Annotated in this window: 18 protein-coding genes; 15 read left to right on the forward strand and 3 right to left on the reverse strand. The window is 42.9% G+C overall.

What is annotated here, in order from left to right; genetic code table 11:
• Positions 1-11: 11 nt before the first annotated feature.
• Both aceA and ACFPA1_RS27450 read left to right on the forward strand, forming a co-directional pair.
• Complete coding sequence (aceA, locus tag ACFPA1_RS27445; RefSeq protein ID WP_213147767.1) at positions 12-1,295, forward strand: isocitrate lyase; 1,284 nt, start codon at positions 12-14, stop codon at positions 1,293-1,295.
• Positions 1,296-1,597: 302 nt separating this feature from the next.
• Positions 1,598-2,032 carry a YueI family protein gene (locus ACFPA1_RS27450; RefSeq protein ID WP_213147766.1) on the forward strand — a complete coding sequence of 145 codons (435 nt, stop codon included), beginning with the start codon at positions 1,598-1,600 and terminating at the stop codon, positions 2,030-2,032.
• Positions 2,033-2,184: 152 nt separating this feature from the next.
• Here the strand turns inward: ACFPA1_RS27450 and ACFPA1_RS27455 are convergent, their stop codons facing one another.
• Entirely contained in the window at positions 2,185-2,634 is a 450-nt protein-coding gene (locus ACFPA1_RS27455; protein WP_378587972.1) for an OsmC family protein, read from the reverse strand.
• A gap of 96 nt (positions 2,635-2,730) precedes the next feature.
• Here ACFPA1_RS27455 and ACFPA1_RS27460 point away from each other — a divergent pair, with 96 nt between their 5' ends.
• From ACFPA1_RS27460 to ACFPA1_RS27515, 12 genes are all read left to right on the forward strand, one after another.
• Positions 2,731-3,213 (forward strand): VanZ family protein, encoded by a 483-nt coding sequence (locus tag ACFPA1_RS27460; RefSeq protein ID WP_378587975.1) that lies wholly within the window; start codon positions 2,731-2,733, stop codon positions 3,211-3,213.
• 172 nt (positions 3,214-3,385) lie between these two features.
• Positions 3,386-4,132 carry an IclR family transcriptional regulator gene (locus ACFPA1_RS27465; protein WP_213147762.1) on the forward strand — a complete coding sequence of 249 codons (747 nt, stop codon included), beginning with the start codon at positions 3,386-3,388 and terminating at the stop codon, positions 4,130-4,132.
• A 289-nt stretch (positions 4,133-4,421) separates the two neighbouring features.
• Entirely contained in the window at positions 4,422-5,744 is a 1,323-nt protein-coding gene (locus tag ACFPA1_RS27470) for an ABC transporter substrate-binding protein (RefSeq protein ID WP_378587978.1), read from the forward strand.
• A 123-nt stretch (positions 5,745-5,867) separates the two neighbouring features.
• On the forward strand, positions 5,868-6,746 hold the full coding sequence (locus ACFPA1_RS27475) for a carbohydrate ABC transporter permease (RefSeq protein WP_213120880.1): 879 nt from the start codon (positions 5,868-5,870) through the stop codon (positions 6,744-6,746).
• Positions 6,743-7,564, forward strand: a complete 822-nt coding sequence (locus ACFPA1_RS27480; RefSeq protein ID WP_213147760.1) for a carbohydrate ABC transporter permease — start codon at positions 6,743-6,745, stop codon at positions 7,562-7,564. The genes ACFPA1_RS27475 and ACFPA1_RS27480 overlap by 4 nt, the downstream gene beginning before the upstream one ends.
• Positions 7,565-7,617: 53 nt before the next feature.
• Complete coding sequence (dgoD, locus tag ACFPA1_RS27485) at positions 7,618-8,766, forward strand: galactonate dehydratase (RefSeq protein ID WP_378587982.1); 1,149 nt, start codon at positions 7,618-7,620, stop codon at positions 8,764-8,766.
• Between the two features lie 20 nt (positions 8,767-8,786).
• Positions 8,787-9,728 (forward strand): sugar kinase, encoded by a 942-nt coding sequence (locus ACFPA1_RS27490; RefSeq protein WP_378587985.1) that lies wholly within the window; start codon positions 8,787-8,789, stop codon positions 9,726-9,728.
• A 21-nt stretch (positions 9,729-9,749) separates the two neighbouring features.
• Positions 9,750-10,406, forward strand: a complete 657-nt coding sequence (locus ACFPA1_RS27495) for a bifunctional 4-hydroxy-2-oxoglutarate aldolase/2-dehydro-3-deoxy-phosphogluconate aldolase (protein WP_378587988.1) — start codon at positions 9,750-9,752, stop codon at positions 10,404-10,406.
• 174 nt (positions 10,407-10,580) lie between these two features.
• Entirely contained in the window at positions 10,581-10,874 is a 294-nt protein-coding gene (gene gatC / locus ACFPA1_RS27500; protein WP_213120875.1) for an Asp-tRNA(Asn)/Glu-tRNA(Gln) amidotransferase subunit GatC, read from the forward strand.
• A 13-nt stretch (positions 10,875-10,887) separates the two neighbouring features.
• Entirely contained in the window at positions 10,888-12,339 is a 1,452-nt protein-coding gene (gene gatA / locus ACFPA1_RS27505) for an Asp-tRNA(Asn)/Glu-tRNA(Gln) amidotransferase subunit GatA (RefSeq protein WP_378587992.1), read from the forward strand.
• A 12-nt stretch (positions 12,340-12,351) separates the two neighbouring features.
• Positions 12,352-13,779: an Asp-tRNA(Asn)/Glu-tRNA(Gln) amidotransferase subunit GatB gene (gatB, locus tag ACFPA1_RS27510; protein WP_378587995.1), complete on the forward strand. Its 1,428-nt coding sequence runs from the start codon at positions 12,352-12,354 to the stop codon at positions 13,777-13,779.
• A 767-nt stretch (positions 13,780-14,546) separates the two neighbouring features.
• Positions 14,547-15,692, forward strand: coding sequence for a cation:proton antiporter (locus tag ACFPA1_RS27515; protein ID WP_213147754.1), 1,146 nt, complete (start codon positions 14,547-14,549; stop codon positions 15,690-15,692).
• 551 nt (positions 15,693-16,243) lie between these two features.
• On the opposite strand, the gene ACFPA1_RS27520 is transcribed toward ACFPA1_RS27515, so the two are convergent.
• Entirely contained in the window at positions 16,244-16,675 is a 432-nt protein-coding gene (locus ACFPA1_RS27520; RefSeq protein WP_378587999.1) for a VOC family protein, read from the reverse strand.
• Between the two features lie 143 nt (positions 16,676-16,818).
• Between ACFPA1_RS27520 and ACFPA1_RS27525 the strand changes: the two genes are divergently transcribed.
• Entirely contained in the window at positions 16,819-17,361 is a 543-nt protein-coding gene (locus ACFPA1_RS27525) for a DUF1697 domain-containing protein (RefSeq protein ID WP_378588002.1), read from the forward strand.
• A gap of 38 nt (positions 17,362-17,399) precedes the next feature.
• Here ACFPA1_RS27525 and putP read toward each other — a convergent pair whose 3' ends face one another.
• Complete coding sequence (putP, locus tag ACFPA1_RS27530) at positions 17,400-18,878, reverse strand: sodium/proline symporter PutP (protein WP_378588005.1); 1,479 nt, start codon at positions 18,876-18,878, stop codon at positions 17,400-17,402.
• Between the last annotated feature and the right edge of the window lie 20 nt (positions 18,879-18,898).

Consider the following 18,898-nt stretch of genomic DNA (forward strand, 5'->3'; position numbering starts at 1 on the left):
AGGATTTTAAAATGACTGATGCAAGAGTAGCGCAATTACAAGAAAGCTGGGAAATGGATGCACGTTGGAAGGGGATTACACGTCCATATACTGCAGAGGATGTGATCAAACTTCGCGGTTCTATCGATATTGAACATACATTAGCACGCAAAGGTGCTGAAAAGCTTTGGAAACTAGTAAACGAAGAAGATTATATCAACGCTCTTGGCGCTTTAACTGGTAACCAAGCGGTTCAGCAGGTTAAAGCTGGGCTTAAGGCTATCTACTTAAGCGGCTGGCAGGTTGCTGCAGACGCTAACCTTTCCGGTAACATGTACCCTGACCAAAGTTTATACCCTGCAAACAGCGTTCCGGCTGTTGTTAAGCGTATCAACCAAGCACTTCAGCGCGCTGACCAGATCACTCATGGAGAAGGCGACAATTCGATCGATTGGTTCGCTCCAATCGTGGCTGACGCTGAAGCAGGCTTCGGCGGCCAGCTAAACTGCTTCGAACTAATGAAAGGCATGATTGAAGCAGGTGCTGCCGGCGTTCACTTCGAAGACCAGCTTTCTTCTGAGAAAAAATGCGGCCACTTAGGCGGTAAAGTATTGCTTCCTACACAAACTGCGGTTCGCAACCTGATTGCTGCCCGTTTAGCAGCTGACGTTATGGGCGTTCCAACTGTGCTGGTTGCCCGTACAGATGCTAACGCTGCAGACTTAATCACAAGCGATATCGATGAAAACGATGCTGAGTTTATTACTGGCGAACGTACAGCTGAAGGCTTCTTCCGTACAAAAGCAGGTCTTGACCAAGCAATCAGCCGCGGATTGGCTTACGCTCCATATGCCGACCTAATCTGGTGCGAAACTTCCGAGCCAAACCTTGAAGAAGCACGCCGCTTTGCAGAGGCAATCCATGAGAAGTTCCCTGGCAAACTGCTTGCCTACAACTGCTCACCTTCCTTCAACTGGAAGAAGAAGCTTGACGATGAAACGATTGCAAAGTTCCAACAAGAGCTTGGCAAAATGGGTTACAAGTTCCAATTCGTTACACTTGCAGGCTTCCATGCTCTAAACCACAGCATGTTCGAACTTGCCCGCGGTTACAAAGAAAACGGCATGGCCGCTTACTCTGTCCTGCAGCAGGCTGAGTTCGCCAGCGAGCAATACGGCTACACTGCTACTCGTCACCAGCGCGAAGTTGGTACTGGTTACTTCGACCAAGTATCTATGGTAATCTCCGGCGGTACTTCTTCCACTACTGCGTTGAAAGGTTCTACTGAGGAAGAGCAGTTTACTGGTTCTAAATAATATAGTGATCGGACGTGAATCCTTCCCTCCTTAATGGGGGGAGGGGTTTTTTCTTTGTGGCTGGGGCGGGGGTTACTCTCGGATAAGGTATGTTTACTCTCGGATAACGCGGGAATACTCTCGGATAACCGTAATTTACTCTCGTAACCGCAAATTACTCTCGGATAGGACCGGAATACTTTCGGATAAAGTGAAAATACTCGCGGATGGCCATCATTTACTCTCAGAGATGCTGAGATTGGAACGTTTTCTATACAGAAATCATACATAGTAATTAGCCTTTTAAATGGAGTTGATTCTTTTTGAAAAAGCCTACCGTTGACGAGGTCTTGCAGCAAGGCATCTATGGAACGATTGAAACCAAGCCTGAGGAAAGACGGAAATTTTTAGGATCTTTACGCGAACGAATTATTGTCGCTCTTACGAAAAAACAGGTAGCTGAAACCGAAGTGTACCCTCAAGTAGGGCAGTTAATGAAGAAATATCCCAGTGCCCATCTTTTTCTAAACGGAAATATGGGTTACGACCAATTATCCAAATATGTAAAAGTCGCATCCAAACACAAGATTGGCCACACTATTGTCACCAACAAGGAGCATGACACCGACATCGGCTTAGTTTTAGCAATGAATCATGCTATTGATAAAGAAGAAATTTACCTTACAAAAAAGGAAATTGTGATTCCAAAGCAAAATAAGAAGAAAGGACTTTTTTCAAAGTTATTTAAAAGAAAATAAAGCTAATCAGCTCATGGAATAAAGGTGCCATGGGTTTTTTTATATCCAAAAGTAAAATCGTGGTAATATTTAGAAGGGGGGCGAATCATGACTATTAAAGGAATAAACCACATTGAGTTTTACCATTAAAATAGGGGCCAACAAGGCCCCTTTTAGTTTGCCGCTTCCACCACAGCGTGGAGCTTAATCTCCACATTCCCCTGCACCGCCCTGCTGATCATACAGGAGGTCTCCGCCTTCTTGGCAAGCCTGTGTGCTAATGTAAAATCCTTTTCGGCAGCATCCGCTTTCAAAACGATAAGTGGTTTATGAATAATTTTTTTATAGGTAATAACCCCATTGGTCACATCGACAATCCCTTCCGATTCCATCGTTAAACCCGCCTTATCAAGCCCGCTTCGCTGCATCATGGCGGCAAGCGTGATGATATAGCAAGTTGCAGCTGCACCCAGCAGCATTTCATCTGGGTTCGTTCCGACCCCCGGGCCATCCATTTCCGGCGGGATGGATACCTTTGTTTTCAGGTTTGCAGTTTCAATTTCACCTACATCATTCCGAAGCCCAGGCCAGTTTGCTTTTAATAAAAATCGATGTTCAGCCATCCAAAAACCTCCAGTGAAATATTTCTTGTATAAAAACCCGATGATTTTTAAAATATGATATGGTTAGTTTATTAATTAAATGGAGCAGCAAAAAACATGAACCTAATAAAAAAACTATTTTTGTTTTTAGTACTTTGCCTTTATCTAGCCATTCTTACAAAACTCGTATTATTTAAATATATCCCGCTATCTCAGATTATCAATCATTTTAATTTCACCTATGACGGATACCACTGGCGCTCAAACAATTTTGTTCCCTTTAAAACCATTAATTTCTATTTGTATATAGCCGATGTCAATTTCGATATTCGGGTGAAGAATCTAGCTGGAAACGTGGTTGGCTTTATCCCGCTTGGCTTTATCTTACCACTCTTGGCAAAAAAGTTTCAAAAACTTAGAACCGTCATGCTAGCCGCGTTCAGTTTAAGTCTATCCTATGAAATACTGCAGTTGGTGTTCGAATTTGGCAGCTTCGATGTGGATGATTTGATCCTAAACACCTGTGGCGGAATTTTGGGCTATATCCCGTTTAAAATTTTGCAGTTTTTTTCCCGCCCTAAAAGGAAAATAAAAAAATAAGGCAAACTGAACCGAAATTATGTTGAAATCTGCAACGTTTTTTGAAAATTTGCAGATTTTTTAGTTTATCAGAAAAAAATGTGTTGTAAGGGTTTACAACCTGTAGTAATATGGGTATTGAAATCACATACATGATTCAAAATCACATATGTGATTCCGAGGAGGATTGGAGATGGCTGTTAAATCGGCAGAACGCGTGTTAAAAGTGTTTGAGTTGCTTGCACAGCACCCAGAGGGATTAACAATCAAAGAAATAAGCGAGACACTTGTTTTTCCGCAAAGCAGTACATCAGGTTTGATTGAGACATTATTTCAAGCAAACTATTTGACGGTCGATTATTCAAAAAAGTATAGGCTTGGACCAAAGCTTATACCCCTTGGAAGCATAGCGATGAATTGTCTCGATGTTGCTGCCCAAGGCTTGCCTTTTCTAAAAAAACTAATGGAAGAGGTACAGGAAACTGTCTTTATGGCTGTTTTATCAGATTCTGAACTTATCTATGTGGCGAAGATCAACAGCAATCGATCCATTCGTACAACAGCGGAACCAGGAAAAAGCAAGCCATTGTATTGCACGGGATTAGGAAAAGCCTTCTTAACCTTTCTCTCGGATAAGCAACGGGAGGAAATTATCAGAAACCTAATATTGCAGCCTATTACACCAAAGACGATAACTGACAAAACATCTCTCAAAGTGCAACTGGAAATGTTCGCAAGTCTTGGCTATGCCATTGATGATGAAGAGAATGAAGAGGGGTTATATTGTCTGGCTGCTCCTATATATGGAGTAGAATGTACGATTCAGGCCGCAATTAGCGTAGCAGGTCCTAAAGAAAGAATGTTAAAAAATAAAGAACGAATTGTGGAAAACTTGCTCCATACTTCAATGAAAATTTCTGACAGTATTGGGTACAGATAACCACAATGCTAAGTTTTATTAAACCTTTGAAAGGGGGACTTGCATGTAGGAAAAGGGTCATTATGATTCTATTCATTATATAAAAAAGATGATTATCTATAGTTTTTTGAAAACGCTTTAAAACGCTAAGGCAACAATCGTGTAATGTGGGTACTTAAGGAAAATTTCATGCAAGGGAATTTATTAATTTCATTATTCTACCAAGCTATTTTTTATTATGTGTTATAGGTCTACAGTATAAAATGAAATCGTTATCACTTTTGTGAAAATAACAGCAAGGGGGAAAATTATGAAAACGAGTTTTGTAGGTTTTAAAAAAGCTGCTGGTGTTCTTGCTTTAGCTGTTGGTCTTAGCTCTGCACTTGCTGGCTGCAGCGGTTCAGATTCCTCAACAGGCACAAAGGCACCTGAGAAGACTGCTGAGAAAAAGGTTCAAGAAATCCGCTTGGTTGCTGCCAACCACCCTTGGACAGAGGCAATTAAAGCACAATTGCCTGAGTTTGAGAAAGAGACAGGCATTAAAGTAAAAATTGACAGCTATTTTGAAGACCAATTAACACAAAAAACTTCCGTTGAGTTTGCATCTAACTCTAAGAACATCGACGTTGTTATGTTCCGTCCGCTTCAAGACGGTAAGATGTTCCATAAGAGCGGCTACTTTGCAGACATGACTGGTTATATTTCTAAAGAACAAGACTATACAAAGGATTTTATTCCTTCTTCCCTAGGAAGCGTGCAACAAGACAAAAAATACTTTGGATTACCGCTTGTAACAGAGACGGAAGTTCTTTACTACCGTAAAGACCTGTTAGAAAAAGCCGGCATCGAAGTTCCAAAGACATTAGAAGAGCTTGAAGCAGCGGCTAAGAAGTTAAACGACCCTGCAAATGGCGTTGCTGGATTTGTTGCCCGTGGTAAACGTGCTGCTGCAGTTACACAGTTCTCCAGCTTCCTATATGGTTTTGGCGGAGACTTTATGAAGGATGGAAAATCCACCCTTACTTCACCTGAGGCATTAAAAGCATTTGAATATTATGGAAACCTATTAAACAAATATGGCCCTAAAGGTACTTTAAACATGAGCTGGCCTGAGGCAATGGCTGTGTTCACTCAAGGAAAAGCTGCTTTCTATACAGATGCATCTTCCTTGTTTACAAACGCAACTGATCCATCAAAATCTGCTGTGGCTGACAAAGTTGGTTTTGCTCCGTTTCCAGCCGGTGCTAATGGTTCTAAGCCATACAACGTAACATCTTGGGCACTTGGTATTGGCGCTAACTCTGAGAAGAAAGATGCGGCATGGGAATTTATTAAGTGGGTAGAAAGCAAAGAAATGGTCACGAAGCTTCAAGCTGAAGGAAATCCTGGCGCACGTATTTCTGTTTGGGAGTCTGCAGAAGGAACTGCTAAATTCCCGAAAGATTTAGCGGCAGCTATTGCTGAAAATGGTAAAACTGGTACTTCTTATGACCGTCCAGTGGTAATCAACGTAGGAAGCGCACGTGATTCCATCGGTGATATCATCATCGCTGGTATCGAAGGCAAGGATGTTAAGGCTGCTGCAGAAAAGGCAGACGGAGAATTCCAAAAGATTCTTGACAGTGAGAAGTAATCCGTTCTAATTAGCACAAATTTTTAACCGGCTTTCGGTCAGCAATCTAGGTTGTAATACTGGATCATGCCCGAAAGCCGTTTGTTTTAACAAAACATAAACTTTTCCGGGAGGAACAAAAGAATGACAAATTGGATTGACCGTCACATCAAGTGGGTTTTTACCTTGCCGGCTGTGCTTTTTGTAGGATTAATGATGGTCATGCCTGTGGGCTATACGTTTTGGCTGAGTTTTCATGAGTGGAGCATGTCGAATGTGACTCCTCCGTTATGGGTGGCTTTGGATAATTATATCGCATTATTTAAAGATGAACTTTTTCTTAAATCACTTTGGTTAATGTTCTATTTTACAATTGTAGCTGTGTTGATTGAAACGGTATTAGGGGTTGGAATTGCGATTCTTATGAATCAGAATATCGTTGGAAAAGGCGTTGTCAAAACCTTATTCCTGCTCCCAATGGTAGCAACTCCGGTTGCGGTCGGCTTAATTTGGGTACTGATTTATGAACCGAATATCGGGATTGCCAACATATTCTTAAGCAAACTCGGAATTCCGGGTCAGGAATGGTTAACCTCACAGAGTCTCGTTATGCCTTCGTTAATTTTTATTGATGTTTGGGAATGGACCCCGATGATCGCCTTAATTGTTCTAGCAGGTCTTGTTTCCCTGCCGAAGGATCCTTACGAAGCAGCGATGATTGACGGGGCGACTCCTTGGCAGTCGTTTACAAAAATTACGCTTCCGTTGTTAAAACCGACGCTATATTCCGCTGTTTTATTAAGGATGATTGACGCGTTAAAAACATTTGACATTATTTATGCTACTACTCAGGGCGGACCGGGGACTTCATCTCAAACGACCAACATTTACGGGTACGTGTTAGGCTTCCAATACTTCAAGATTGGCCAAGCTTCCGCATTATTGATGATCTTCTTTATCATCGTTCTATCGATTAGTATTTTCACGATTCTTTTACGGAAAAGGGCGGGTGTACAGCTATGAGTGAAAAACAAAGTCCGATTAAATCCATTTTCACCCATTTCGGCGTTTATTTTGTACTGTTTTTGTTCTTACTCCCGTTCCTGTGGATGTTGCTCGCTTCATTTAAAACACAAGTACAAATTCTTAATACCAATAAAATCTTTGAAATTACAGCAAACTTTAATAACTATATTAATGTTTTTAAAGAATATAACTTTCTTAGTTTTATATGGAACAGCTTTGTCGTTGCAGCAGGGGCGACCCTATTTGGGCTCATCCTTGGCCTTCCTGCCGCTTATTCAATTGCAAAATTCAAGCAGCAAGGCTTTGGTCTTTTAATTCTTGTAGCAAGAATTGTACCGGGTATCTCTTTCCTTATCCCGTGGTTCATTATCTTTTCAAAACTGCAATTAATTGACACATATACGTCGTTAATCCTAAGCCATATGCTTGTTACCATGCCGTTTATTATCTGGGTTATGATTCCCTTTTTCGAAGGGCTTCCGCATGAACTTGAGGAATCAGCACGTGTGGATGGCTGTTCTATTCCAGGGGCGTTTGTCAAAGTTATGCTGCCGATCTCAGGACCGGGGATTGTGACATCATCCATTTTGGCGTTCATCTTCTCATGGAATAACTTTATGTTTTCATTGATTTTGGCAGGCGATAACACGAAGACCTTACCAATTGCCATCTTTAATTTCCTATCCTATTCGGAAATTAACTGGGGCGGTCTGATGGCGGCATCTGTCATCATTACGGCACCTGTACTAGTCATCGCACTATTTGCCCAACGTTATATCATTGCAGGATTAACAGGCGGAAGTGTGAAAGGTTAATAGTCTTAGCATATGCGTGATTTAAAAAATAATATAAACGAGGCGAATTTACTATGAAAATCACGAATCTAACATTATACAAAGTTCCTCCACGCTGGCTTTTTCTAAAAATTGAAACGGATAACGGCTTAGAAGGCTGGGGTGAGCCAATCGTAGAAGGCCGGGCGAGCACGGTAGAGGCTTGTGTAAAGGAACTTAGTGACTATTTAATCGGTCAGGACCCACGGAAAATTGAAGATCTTTTTCAGGTGATGTACCGTGGGGGATTTTATCGCGGCGGTCCAATCATGATGAGTGCCATTTCGGGAATTGAGCAGGCACTGTGGGACATAAAAGGGAAATTCTACAATATGCCTGTTTATGAAATGCTTGGCGGGGCGGCACGTGATAAAATCCGCGTCTACTCATGGATCGGCGGCGATCGCCCAAGCGATGTAGCGAACGAAGCCAAGGAAAAGATTAAGGCAGGTTTTACAGCGGTAAAAATGAATGCCACTGAAGAAATGGAATACATTGATAATACTTCCAGCGTGGAAAGTGTCATAAATAGAATAGCTGCAGTCCGTGAAGCGGTAGGCAAAGATGTGGGAATAGGCATGGACTTCCACGGCCGTGTCCATAAAACAATGGCAAAAATCATTGCGAAAGAATTGGAGCCATACCGTCCAATGTTTATTGAAGAACCAGTTCTTCCGGAAAATAACGAGGCGTTACGTGAAATCGCCCGATATACTTCAACGCCAATCGCGACTGGCGAAAGACAGTATACACGCTGGGGCTTTAAGCAGCTTTTGATGGATGGATATGTTGATATTATCCAGCCGGATGTTTCGCACGCTGGCGGAATTCTCGAAATGAAGAAAATTGCGGCTATGGCTGAAGCCTTTGATGTTGCGGTTGCTCCTCATTGTCCGCTCGGTCCGATTGCTCTAGCTTCGTGCTTACAGGTGGATTTCTGTACGCCTAATGCGATTATCCAGGAGCAGAGCTTAGGAATTCATTACAATCAGGGCAGTGATTTGCTTGATTACCTTAAGGATCGTTCTGTCTTTAAATATGAAAATGGGTATGTGAACATTCTTGAAGGCCCAGGTTTGGGGATTGAAGTGGATGAAGAGCATGTAAAGGAAATGGCGAAGGTTGGGCACGATTGGAAGAATCCAATTTGGCGCTATAAAGATGGCAGTGTTGCCGAGTGGTAATGAATAAGGGGGAAAATTAAATGGATGTGATTACCTTTGGTGAAACAATGGTCCTATTAAACCCCTCAAAAGCAGGGCCGCTAAGATATGTCAGCAAATTTGAAAAGACCATCGGCGGAGCTGAGTCAAATGTGGCCATCGCTCTTGCCAGACTTGGCCATCGGGTAAGCTGGGCGAGTCGTCTCGGTGAGGATGAATTCGGTCTATACATCCGTAACTTTATTCGTGGTGAAGGGGTCGATACCAGTTTAGTAACCTTTGACCCTGCCTCCCCGACAGGAGTGTTTTTTAAGGAACGGCAAGATGGAAGAGATCCGAAAGTAAATTATTTCAGGGCCGGTTCGGCGGCAAGCAGAATGGGAAAAGCCCACTTGCAAGAAAGTGAAATTGCCAAAGCGAAGATCCTTCATATTTCAGGTATCACACCAGCGTTAAGTTCGTCCTGCAGAGAGCTTGTCTATCATGCGATTGATGCAGCTAAACGAAATAAGGTGACGATTGTTTTCGACCCGAATATTCGCCTGAAGCTTTGGACAAAGGAAGAAGCGCGTGAAGTGTTAATAGATATTGCCGGTAAATGCGATATCGTTTTGCCGGGTATTGAAGAAGGTCTGATTCTTACAGGAGAAAAAACACCGGAGAAAATAGCTGAGGGATTAATTAAAAATGGATCAAAAGCGGTCGTTGTGAAGCTTGGGGATACCGGTGCCTATTACAATGATGGGGATAAGCAGGAATACGTCGACGGGTACAGAGTTGAGAAGGTAGTCGACACTGTTGGTGCTGGCGATGGGTTTGCTGCCGGCTTCATATCGGGCTTGCTTCGCGGCTGGTCCTATAGGAATGCCGTTTCCCTTGGAAACCGGGTAGGCGCATCTGCTGTAACGGTGGCGGGTGATGTGGAGGGTTATCCATATTGGGCTGAAATCGCTCCGGACCGTTCAGAAGAAATCTTGAGATAGCTGTGGGAAGGAGAGATTTTAATGATACCGAAAGTTCAGCTGCTGCAGAAATTGGTCGAAAGCGGCATTATCGCAGTCATCCGCAGGGTGCCCGAGGAGATCGTCGGACAGGTGATTGAAAGCCTTGTCGAGGGCAGAGTGACGGCACTCGAAGTGACTGTAGATTCACCACATGCATACCGAACAATTGAAAAATACTCACAGATGTTTAAAGGTCAAGCTCTTATCGGAGCAGGAACGGTTATTGACCGTGAATCGGCTCAGCGTGCCATCTCGGCAGGTGCAGATTTTGTTTTTAGCCCAAGCCTTTCTGAAGAGGTGATTAGAACAGCACTGCGTTACGGAAAAATAGCGATTCCGGGTGTGATGACCCCGACAGAAATGATTCAAGCAGTTGAATGGGGCGCGGATGCAGTGAAGGTTTTCCCAGCTGGGAATCTTGGACCAAAGTATATTAAGGATGTCGGGGCACCGTTTCCTCATATTCCTATCATCCCTACAGGCGGCGTTTCGTTAGAAAATATTGAGTCCTATATTAAAGCCGGCGCGGTAGCTTGTGGAATCGGAGGGAGCTTGGTCAATTCTAAATTAATAGAAGAACGCAACTTCAGCGAACTAAAAGAAAAAGCAACTGCATATGTTGAGGCAGTACGAGCTGCACGTAACTTGATCAAATAACAAGGCACCCATCGCCTGAATAGGGTGCTTTTTCTTTTTGGAAAGGCACTTTCAATGTCCGAATTGAACTAAAATTAAAAACTCTTGTCCATACTTAAAGAGTAATCATTGCGGTAAAGCGAAAAAGTTTGGTATCATCAATATTAAATGACAATAATCGGAGGTAACTTAGACATGTCGCGAATTTCAACCGACCAGGTGAAGCACGTGGCCAATTTGGCGCGTCTTGCGATTACCGAGGATGAGGCAGAAAAGTTCACCAAGCAGCTTGATGCCATCATCACATTTGCTGAACAGTTAAATGAACTGGATACGGACAATGTGGCTCCTACATACCATGTGCTTGATATGAAAAATGTTCTCCGCGAGGATATCCCAAAGCAAGGGTTGCCGCGTGAGGAAGTATTGAAAAATGCGCCGGAGCATCAGGACGGCCAATTCAAAGTGCCATCTATTTTAGGGGAGTAGGAGGATTATTAGTGTGAGTTTATTTGACCATAAAGTTTCAGATCTTCATGAGCTGTTACATAAAAAAGAACTGAAGGTCTCCGATCTTGTTGATGCATCCTATAAGCAGATTGCTGAGGTCGAGGACAAGGTTCAGGCGTTTTTAACATTGGATGAAGAGCGTGCCAGACAAGCGGCAAAGGCCCTGGATGACAATCTGGATGCCACAAAAGGGTTGCTTTACGGCATGCCAATCGGCGTGAAAGACAATATCGTCACAAAAGGACTAAGGACAACCTGTGCAAGCAAAATACTCGAAAACTTTGACCCAATCTACGATGCTACAGTAGTTCAAAAGCTGCAGCAGGCAGAAACGGTAACAATCGGTAAGTTAAACATGGACGAGTTCGCGATGGGGTCTTCCAACGAGAATTCCCGCTTCCAAAAGACGCGAAATCCATGGAATCTTGACCGGGTCCCAGGCGGTTCTTCAGGTGGTTCAGCGGCATCCGTTGCAGCTGGAGAAGTGTTATTTTCCCTTGGATCCGATACAGGCGGCTCGATCCGTCAGCCAGCTGCTTTTTGCGGCGTTGTCGGCATGAAGCCAACCTATGGCCGGGTTTCCCGCTTTGGGCTTGTCGCTTTTGCGTCATCGCTTGATCAAATCGGTCCAATCACACGGACAGTCGAGGATAATGCCTATTTATTACAAGCCATTTCCGGACTAGACCCAATGGACTCCACTTCAGCAAACGTGGACGTTCCAAACTTTGCTGGAGCCTTAACAGGCGATGTGAAGGGTCTAAAAATCGCTGTACCGAAGGAGTATCTTGGCGAAGGGGTACAAGAATCTGTCCGGCAATCTGTATTGGATGCACTAAAGGTGCTTGAAGGTCTTGGCGCGGTTTGGGAAGAAGTTTCTCTTCCGCACTCCAAGTACGCATTGGCAGCCTATTATTTAATTTCTTCATCAGAAGCATCTGCCAACCTGGCCCGCTTCGATGGTGTCCGCTACGGTTACCGAACACCTGATGCAGAGAATTTACTTGATTTATATAAAAAGACGCGGGCAGAAGGCTTTGGTGATGAGGTAAAGCGCCGGATTATGCTCGGAACCTTTGCGCTAAGCTCCGGTTACTATGATGCCTACTATAAAAAAGCGCAAAAGGTACGTACATTGATTAAACAGGATTTTGAGCAGGTCTTTGAAAAATATGATGTTATCATTGGGCCAACTACGCCAACTCCTGCTTTTAAAATTGGTGAAAAAATTGATGATCCATTAACGATGTATGTGAACGATATTCTGACAATACCAATGAACCTTGCCGGTGTGCCGGGAATCTCAGTTCCATGCGGCTTTGACGGCGGGCTGCCGTTAGGTCTGCAAATTATCGGCAAGCATTTTGACGAAGCAACTATTTATCGTGTTGCCCATGCGTTCGAGCAGGCAACCGACCATCATAAAAAGAAGCCGCAATTGTAGGGGGTGAATAAAATGGAATTTGAAACAGTAATTGGACTTGAGGTCCATGTAGAGTTAAAAACAGAATCAAAAATCTTCTCATCCAGCCCAAACCACTTTGGTGCTGAGCCGAATACAAATACAACTGTCATCGACCTTGGTTACCCAGGGGTGCTGCCAGTTCTGAACAAAAAGGTAGTCGATTACGGGATGAAAGCGGCAATGGCTCTGAATTGCCAAGTTGCCACACATACGAAGTTTGACCGGAAGAATTATTTTTATCCAGACAACCCGAAGGCATACCAAATCTCGCAATTTGACCAGCCAATCGGCGAGCATGGCTGGATTGAAATTGAAGTTGACGGTTATACAAAACGAATCGGCATAACCCGGATTCATTTGGAAGAGGATGCCGGCAAGCTGAACCATGAAAAAGGCTATTCCTTAGTGGACATTAACCGTCAAGGAACGCCGCTGATTGAAATCGTTTCTGAGCCGGATATCCGAACTCCAAATGAAGCTTATGCCTATTTGGAAAAATTAAAGTCCATTATCCAATATACAGGCGTTTCAGATTGTAAAATGGAAGAGGGCTCACTTCGCTGTGATGCCAATATTTCGATTCGTCCAGTCGGGCAAGAGGAATTCGGAACAAAAACAGAGTTGAAAAACCTGAACTCGTTCAATTTTGTACGAAAAGGACTTGAATATGAAGAAAAACGTCAGCGCGAGGTTGTCTTGAGCGGTGGAAAAATCGATCAGGAAACACGCCGCTTTGATGAGGCAACTGGTGCGACTATTCTGATGAGGGTAAAGGAAGGCTCCGATGATTATCGTTACTTCCCGGAACCGGATCTTCTCGAATTATATATTGACGAAGACTGGAAATCCCGGATTCGTGCCGAAATTCCTGAGCTTCCAGATGAGCGTCAAAAGCGTTATATCGAAGAGCTTGGCCTCCCAGTTTATGATGCAAAAGTATTGACTGTAATTAAAGAAACCGCTGATTTCTTCGAAGCGACAGTAGCAGCAGGTGCTGAAGCAAAAATGGCGTCAAACTGGATCATGGGTGAGGTTTCCGCTTACTTGAACGCTGAGGGCAAGGAACTTCATGATGTTCCGCTAACGCCAGAAGGCCTAGCCGGAATGATCAAGTTGATTAATAATGGAACAATATCCTCGAAGATTGCCAAGACTGTCTTTAAAGAGTTAATCGAAAACGGCGGAGATGCCGAGCAGATTGTTAAAGATAAAGGGCTTGTGCAAATTTCCGATGAAGGAACGCTTTTGAAGATTATTGGTGAGATTCTTGATAACAATCCGAAATCGATTGAAGATTTCAAGGGTGGTAAGGCAAAGGCTACTGGCTTTCTTGTTGGGCAAATCATGAAAGCGACAAAGGGACAAGCCAACCCGCAATTGGTGAATCAGTTGTTAGTGCAGGAATTGAATAAGAGATAAGCTTGCAAGCCGGTAGAACTTTTTCTGCCGGTTTTTTGCATGTTGTAAAGGAGTTTCTTTGCAGATAATGTCGGGGCAATATTCGACAATCGCTGCACCATTTCCCGGGAAAAAATCCTTTGTTGAAAAGGCTTCTTAGGAAATCTAACCAAACGTTTAGGTGATGTTGCAAATTGGGATTAAGTGTCGAAGAATTGAAAATAAGTCGAGATGCTTTATTTTTCGAGTTGATTTGAGATTTTCAAATGAAATACAACGTATGTGATACGACATTATTCCGCCCTTGTAGAAGAGAAAAGCTATATTTTTCAAAGAAGAATTGGTGATTCAATCAAACGTTTGATTGGAGACGTTTTTTGGCAGTTTTTTTAGGTGTTTTTTTATTTGATCGTTATTTTAAAGGTGTTTATTGCTATTTAATTAAACGTTTGATTGAAATGAAAATATCAAATTTAAATGAGTCTTAGGGAAATGTGAAAATACCATCTGCCAAAAGGCGACTGCTTTTTGAACAAGTCTTAGGGAAACATTGATTTACCGGTATTCATAGGATTTAATCAAACGTTTAATTGGGACGCATGTTTTCGGCAAAAAATTAAGGCTAATTTTATCTGAATCCTTGAATTAATAAGGATTATTATCTTTTTAATTAAACGTTTGATTAGCAGGGAAGAGGGGGAGAATTTGTCGGTGATAGAAGACTTATAATAGTGTTGCATTTATGACTTGCTTAAAACAAATGCTAACAATTGAGAGAGGTGTGAAATATGTTAATTCTCCAATTGGCTATCATTTTAATTGCTTCGAAAATTGCCGGAAGTCTAAGTGTCAGACTTGGGCAGCCATCCGTTCTCGGCACCCTTTTGATTGGCATTGTTTTAGGGCCTTCAGTATTGGGATTGGTAAATGAAACCGAAACTTTAGCAGAATTCAGTGAAATTGGCGTGATCCTGCTTATGTTTATTGCCGGCTTGGAAACGGATCTGGACGAATTTAAGAGGACAGGTAAAGCATCAACCTATGTAGGGTTTGGCGGTATCATATTTCCGCTTGTTTTCGGGTATGGTGCGGGAATTATGCTTGGTATGACTGCTTTAGAATCATGGTTTTTAGGGCTGGTGCTTTCAGCTACTAGTGTTAGCATCTCTGTACAAGCGTTAAAAGAAATGAATCAGCTAAAAACCCGGGAAGGCACTACTATCTTGGGAGCGGCAGTAATTGATGATGTTGTGGTCATTATAGCGTTGGCATTTTTAATGAGCCTCTCAGGCGGGGATGTTAATCTAACTGTTGTCATCTTAAAAAAGGTAGCATTTTTCGCAGGGGCGCTTTTAATCGGCTGGGCAGTCGTCCCGTTATTTTTAAAAAGATTCTCTGTTTTAAAGGAATCAGAAACGGTTATATCATCGGCACTAATTATTTGTTTTGTTTATGCCTATTTTGCAGAATTTACAGGTGTTGCAGCAATTATTGGGGCTTATATAGCAGGTGTGGCCATTAGCTTAACGGATTTCAAGCACGAGATTTTTGAGAAAGTCGAAACTATCAGCTATTCCATCTTTGTGCCAGTGTTTTTTACCTCAATTGGTGTGACCGCACAGTTCGGCGGCATTGGTGAAAACATTATTCCTATTGTATTATTGAGTATTTTGGCTATTTTAACGAAATTAATTGGGGCATCACTTGGTTCAGTTTTAGCGGGATTTTCTTGGGGCAGTGCTTTGGGAATTGGTGCTGCGATGGTATCACGTGGCGAGGTGGCATTGATTATTGCCGATATTGGGTTGGAGACCAAGCTTCTAAGTCAGGACATGTTCGCCATAATTGTTGTTGTGACTTTGGTCTCCACATTGGTTACTCCGCCGATGATGAAATTATTTTTTAAGAGGGCGGCTAGGCAGAACATTGGATAAATAGTGGCAGGGAAGGGTTCATAACGCCCTAGAGGCAGTCGAGCCCGAGGTCCAGGTAGTTATGAAGGGTTTATAACGCCCGAAAGGCAGTCGGGCTCGTAGCTTAGGTAGTTATGAAGGGTTCATAACACCCTAAAGGTGGTTGAACCCGTGACTCAGGTAGTTATGAAGGGTTTATAACGCCCGAAAGGCAGGCGGGCCCGTGGACCAAGTAGTTATGAAAGGGTTCATAACGCCTTAAAGGCAGTTGAACCCGTGGCTCAGGTAGTTATGAATGGTTTATAACACCCGAAAAGTAGTCGAACCTGTGGCTCAGGTAGTTATGGATGGTTTATAACGCCCGAAAGGTAGTCGAGCCCGTGGCTCAGGTAGTTATGGAGGGTTTATAACGCCTGAAAGGCAGCTGAGCCTGAGGACTAGGTAGTTATGAAATTTGCACAACGCCCGAAGGAGCACGGAATTCGATGCCAGGGAGTTATAATATGTTCATAAAGCCCTAAGTAGACTAGGCTCAGATTCCAGGTAGTTATGAAAATACCAAATCAAAATAATTAGAAAGAAATCATAGCTCCCCGCTCATCAAACACGGAACTCGGATTCCAGGCGACTTCCCAGAGGTTATTTTCTGGATCGGCGAAATAGGCTGTCCGCCCGCCCCAAAAGGCATCGCTTGGTTCCCTTAAGATTCGGGCCCCTGCCCCGCGGATTTCCCCAATCACTTCATCTACCTGTTCCTTATGGTTCACATTAATAGCCAAGGTAACAGGTCGATAATGTTCAACAGAGCCTCCAAATTCAATCCCGGCATCCTTCGCCAGCTCCTCAATAGGAAACAGAGAAAGAAGTACCCCAGCCGTTTTAAAAACAGCATATTGGTCAGAACTGAACTCAGTTTCCTCCCAGCCCAAAGACTTATAAAAGGCACGCAGCGCAGGCAGATTATAGGCACCAATGGTAACCAGGCTTACTCGTTGTGGAATCATCAATAAAACCTCCAAAAAATGTTTATTACTTATTTTTTCTCTAAACGTTCAAAAAACTCCTTCTCATACCAATTTCAATTCGTTTATCCATGATAAGAAATGGTAAGATTGAAAGAAAAGCGGGAAAAAGTGAGGGGCTAACTATGACCATTTATATTGCTCTGTTAAGAGGCATAAATGTTGGCGGGCACAATATTATCAAAATGGCAGACTTAAAAAGTCTATTGGAAGAGCTAGGGCTAAAAAAGGTCAAAACCTATATTCAAAGTGGGAACGTCCTATTTGAATCAAACGAGAAGCCGGAAAAGCTTACCAAACTTTTGGAAGATGAAATCGCCAAGAAATTTGGATTTCCGGTTCCGGTTGTTTTAAGGACAGCAGAGGATTTTGAACGAATCATCCGGACATGCCCATTCCCGACGGAGTCATTAAAAGAAGACGAAAGTGTACAGGTAGCTTTTTTGGCAGGGGAACCGTCACAGGAAGGAATCCAACAATTAGCCTCCATCCAAAGTAATCAGGATGAATTTAGAATAGAGGGAAAAGATGTCTATTTGTATCTCCGCCAAAGTATTCGGACCTCCAAGCTGGCACAACAGCTTCCGAAGTTAGGTGTTCCTGCGACCGTGAGGAACTGGAAGACAGTCATGAAACTTGATTCTCTTGCAAAAGCATTCAAAGAGTAAAAAACGCCCGGATTCAAAATCCGAGCGTTTTTCAATATCTATTCTTGTTTCAATAACCGTACGCTTTCGTCAAACTCTTTCTCAACTACATCATTTTTCTTATATGTGATCATGCTGACAACAACAGATACGACAAGGTTGAAAACAAAGCCTGGGACAATTTCGTACAGCGTATCGCCAAGTCCGATATTTTTCCAAACGATAACTGTGACAGCCCCTACAATCATTCCAAACAGGGCGCCCCAGTTCGTCATCTTTTTCCAGAACAAGCTTAATAGGATGACCGGACCAAATGCAGCACCAAAGCCTGCCCATGCATAAGCAACAAGGTCAAGGATTGTGCTGTTTTGCTTAAAGGCAAGTGCAGAGGCAACAACAGCTACGATAAGTACTGCCATTCTCCCTAAGAAAACTAAGTGTTTATCAGATGCCTTTTTGTTCACGACTACTTTGTACAAATCCTCAACCAGCGCACTGGAAGTAACGATCAACTGAGAAGAAATTGTACTCATAATCGCTGCCAGAATCGCGGCTAAGGCAAAGCCGGCAAATAACGGATGGAAGAAAATCTGGCTTAGTGAAATAAAGACAGCTTCCGGATTTTTTAACACCTGCTCAGTATGCTCATGAAAATAAGCAAGTCCAATGAATCCGGTAAAAATTGTTCCAATCAACGAGATAATCATCCAGCTCATACCAATGCGGCGGGCACTTTTTGTTTCTTTAACTGTTTTAATGGCCATAAAGCGAACAATGATATGCGGCTGGCCAAAGTAGCCAAGTCCCCAAGCCATTGCTGAAATAATTCCAAGAGTAGTAGTTCCTTTAAAGAAGTCAAGTAAGGTCGGATCGATGGCGCGAATCGTATCAAACGTTTCTGCTGGGCCGCCTGTTTTAAAAATCCCAAGTGCTGGAACAAGAAGTAAAGCAATCAACATCATTAAGCCTTGAATGAAGTCAGTATAGCTTACGGCTAAGAATCCGCCAAACAAGGTGTAGGCCACAACAACGCCGCCAACAATATAAAGTCCGGTATGATAGCTTGTACCGAAGGAATTTTCAAAAAAGACTGCTCCAGAAACCATCCCTGATGAAACATAGAAAGTAAAGAAAATAAGAATGACAATACCAGATACAATACGGAGCAATTTCGTGTTGTCTTTAAAGCGGTTTTCTAGATAACTAGGAATTGTGATGGAGTCATTTGCTACTTGCGTGTAAGAGCGAAGGCGCGGTGCAACTAATAACCAGTTCAGGTAAGCACCAATTGTTAAACCGACAGCAATCCAGGCATCGGCTAAACCGGTTACATAAATTCCCCCAGGCAGTCCCATTAAGAGCCATCCGCTCATGTCGGCAGCACCGGCACTTAAAGCGGTTACAGCAGGACCCAAAGAACGTCCTCCGAGCATGTAATCAGTTAGGTTACTTGTTTTTCGATAGGAATACCAGCCAATAAACAGCATCGCGGCCAAGTAAATTCCAATCGAAACAAGTTGTAAAGTTTCATTGGTCATACATTTACCCCCTTTTTTTA

Origin of the sequence: Neobacillus sp. GCM10023253, from assembly GCF_042653105.1 — a bacterium.
GTDB lineage: Bacteria > Bacillota > Bacilli > Bacillales > Cytobacillaceae > Neobacillus > Neobacillus citreus.

What these genes read in the sequence shown, in the direction of transcription:
- ACFPA1_RS27465 (WP_213147762.1), top strand. Translation starts at nt 3,386, where the DNA reads ATGGCTGTTAAATCGGCAGAACGCGTGTTAAAAGTGTTTGAGTTGCTT.
- ACFPA1_RS27525 (WP_378588002.1), top strand. Translation starts at nt 16,819, where the DNA reads ATGACCATTTATATTGCTCTGTTAAGAGGCATAAATGTTGGCGGGCAC.
- ACFPA1_RS27515 (WP_213147754.1), top strand. Translation starts at nt 14,547, where the DNA reads ATGTTAATTCTCCAATTGGCTATCATTTTAATTGCTTCGAAAATTGCC.
- ACFPA1_RS27480 (WP_213147760.1), top strand. Translation starts at nt 6,743, where the DNA reads ATGAGTGAAAAACAAAGTCCGATTAAATCCATTTTCACCCATTTCGGC.
- ACFPA1_RS27455 (WP_378587972.1), bottom strand. Translation starts at nt 2,634, where the DNA reads ATGGCTGAACATCGATTTTTATTAAAAGCAAACTGGCCTGGGCTTCGG.
- aceA (WP_213147767.1), top strand. Translation starts at nt 12, where the DNA reads ATGACTGATGCAAGAGTAGCGCAATTACAAGAAAGCTGGGAAATGGAT.
- ACFPA1_RS27475 (WP_213120880.1), top strand. Translation starts at nt 5,868, where the DNA reads ATGACAAATTGGATTGACCGTCACATCAAGTGGGTTTTTACCTTGCCG.
- ACFPA1_RS27460 (WP_378587975.1), top strand. Translation starts at nt 2,731, where the DNA reads ATGAACCTAATAAAAAAACTATTTTTGTTTTTAGTACTTTGCCTTTAT.
- ACFPA1_RS27470 (WP_378587978.1), top strand. Translation starts at nt 4,422, where the DNA reads ATGAAAACGAGTTTTGTAGGTTTTAAAAAAGCTGCTGGTGTTCTTGCT.
- ACFPA1_RS27520 (WP_378587999.1), bottom strand. Translation starts at nt 16,675, where the DNA reads ATGATTCCACAACGAGTAAGCCTGGTTACCATTGGTGCCTATAATCTG.
- gatC (WP_213120875.1), top strand. Translation starts at nt 10,581, where the DNA reads ATGTCGCGAATTTCAACCGACCAGGTGAAGCACGTGGCCAATTTGGCG.
- ACFPA1_RS27490 (WP_378587985.1), top strand. Translation starts at nt 8,787, where the DNA reads ATGGATGTGATTACCTTTGGTGAAACAATGGTCCTATTAAACCCCTCA.
- putP (WP_378588005.1), bottom strand. Translation starts at nt 18,878, where the DNA reads ATGACCAATGAAACTTTACAACTTGTTTCGATTGGAATTTACTTGGCC.
- ACFPA1_RS27495 (WP_378587988.1), top strand. Translation starts at nt 9,750, where the DNA reads ATGATACCGAAAGTTCAGCTGCTGCAGAAATTGGTCGAAAGCGGCATT.
- dgoD (WP_378587982.1), top strand. Translation starts at nt 7,618, where the DNA reads ATGAAAATCACGAATCTAACATTATACAAAGTTCCTCCACGCTGGCTT.
- gatB (WP_378587995.1), top strand. Translation starts at nt 12,352, where the DNA reads ATGGAATTTGAAACAGTAATTGGACTTGAGGTCCATGTAGAGTTAAAA.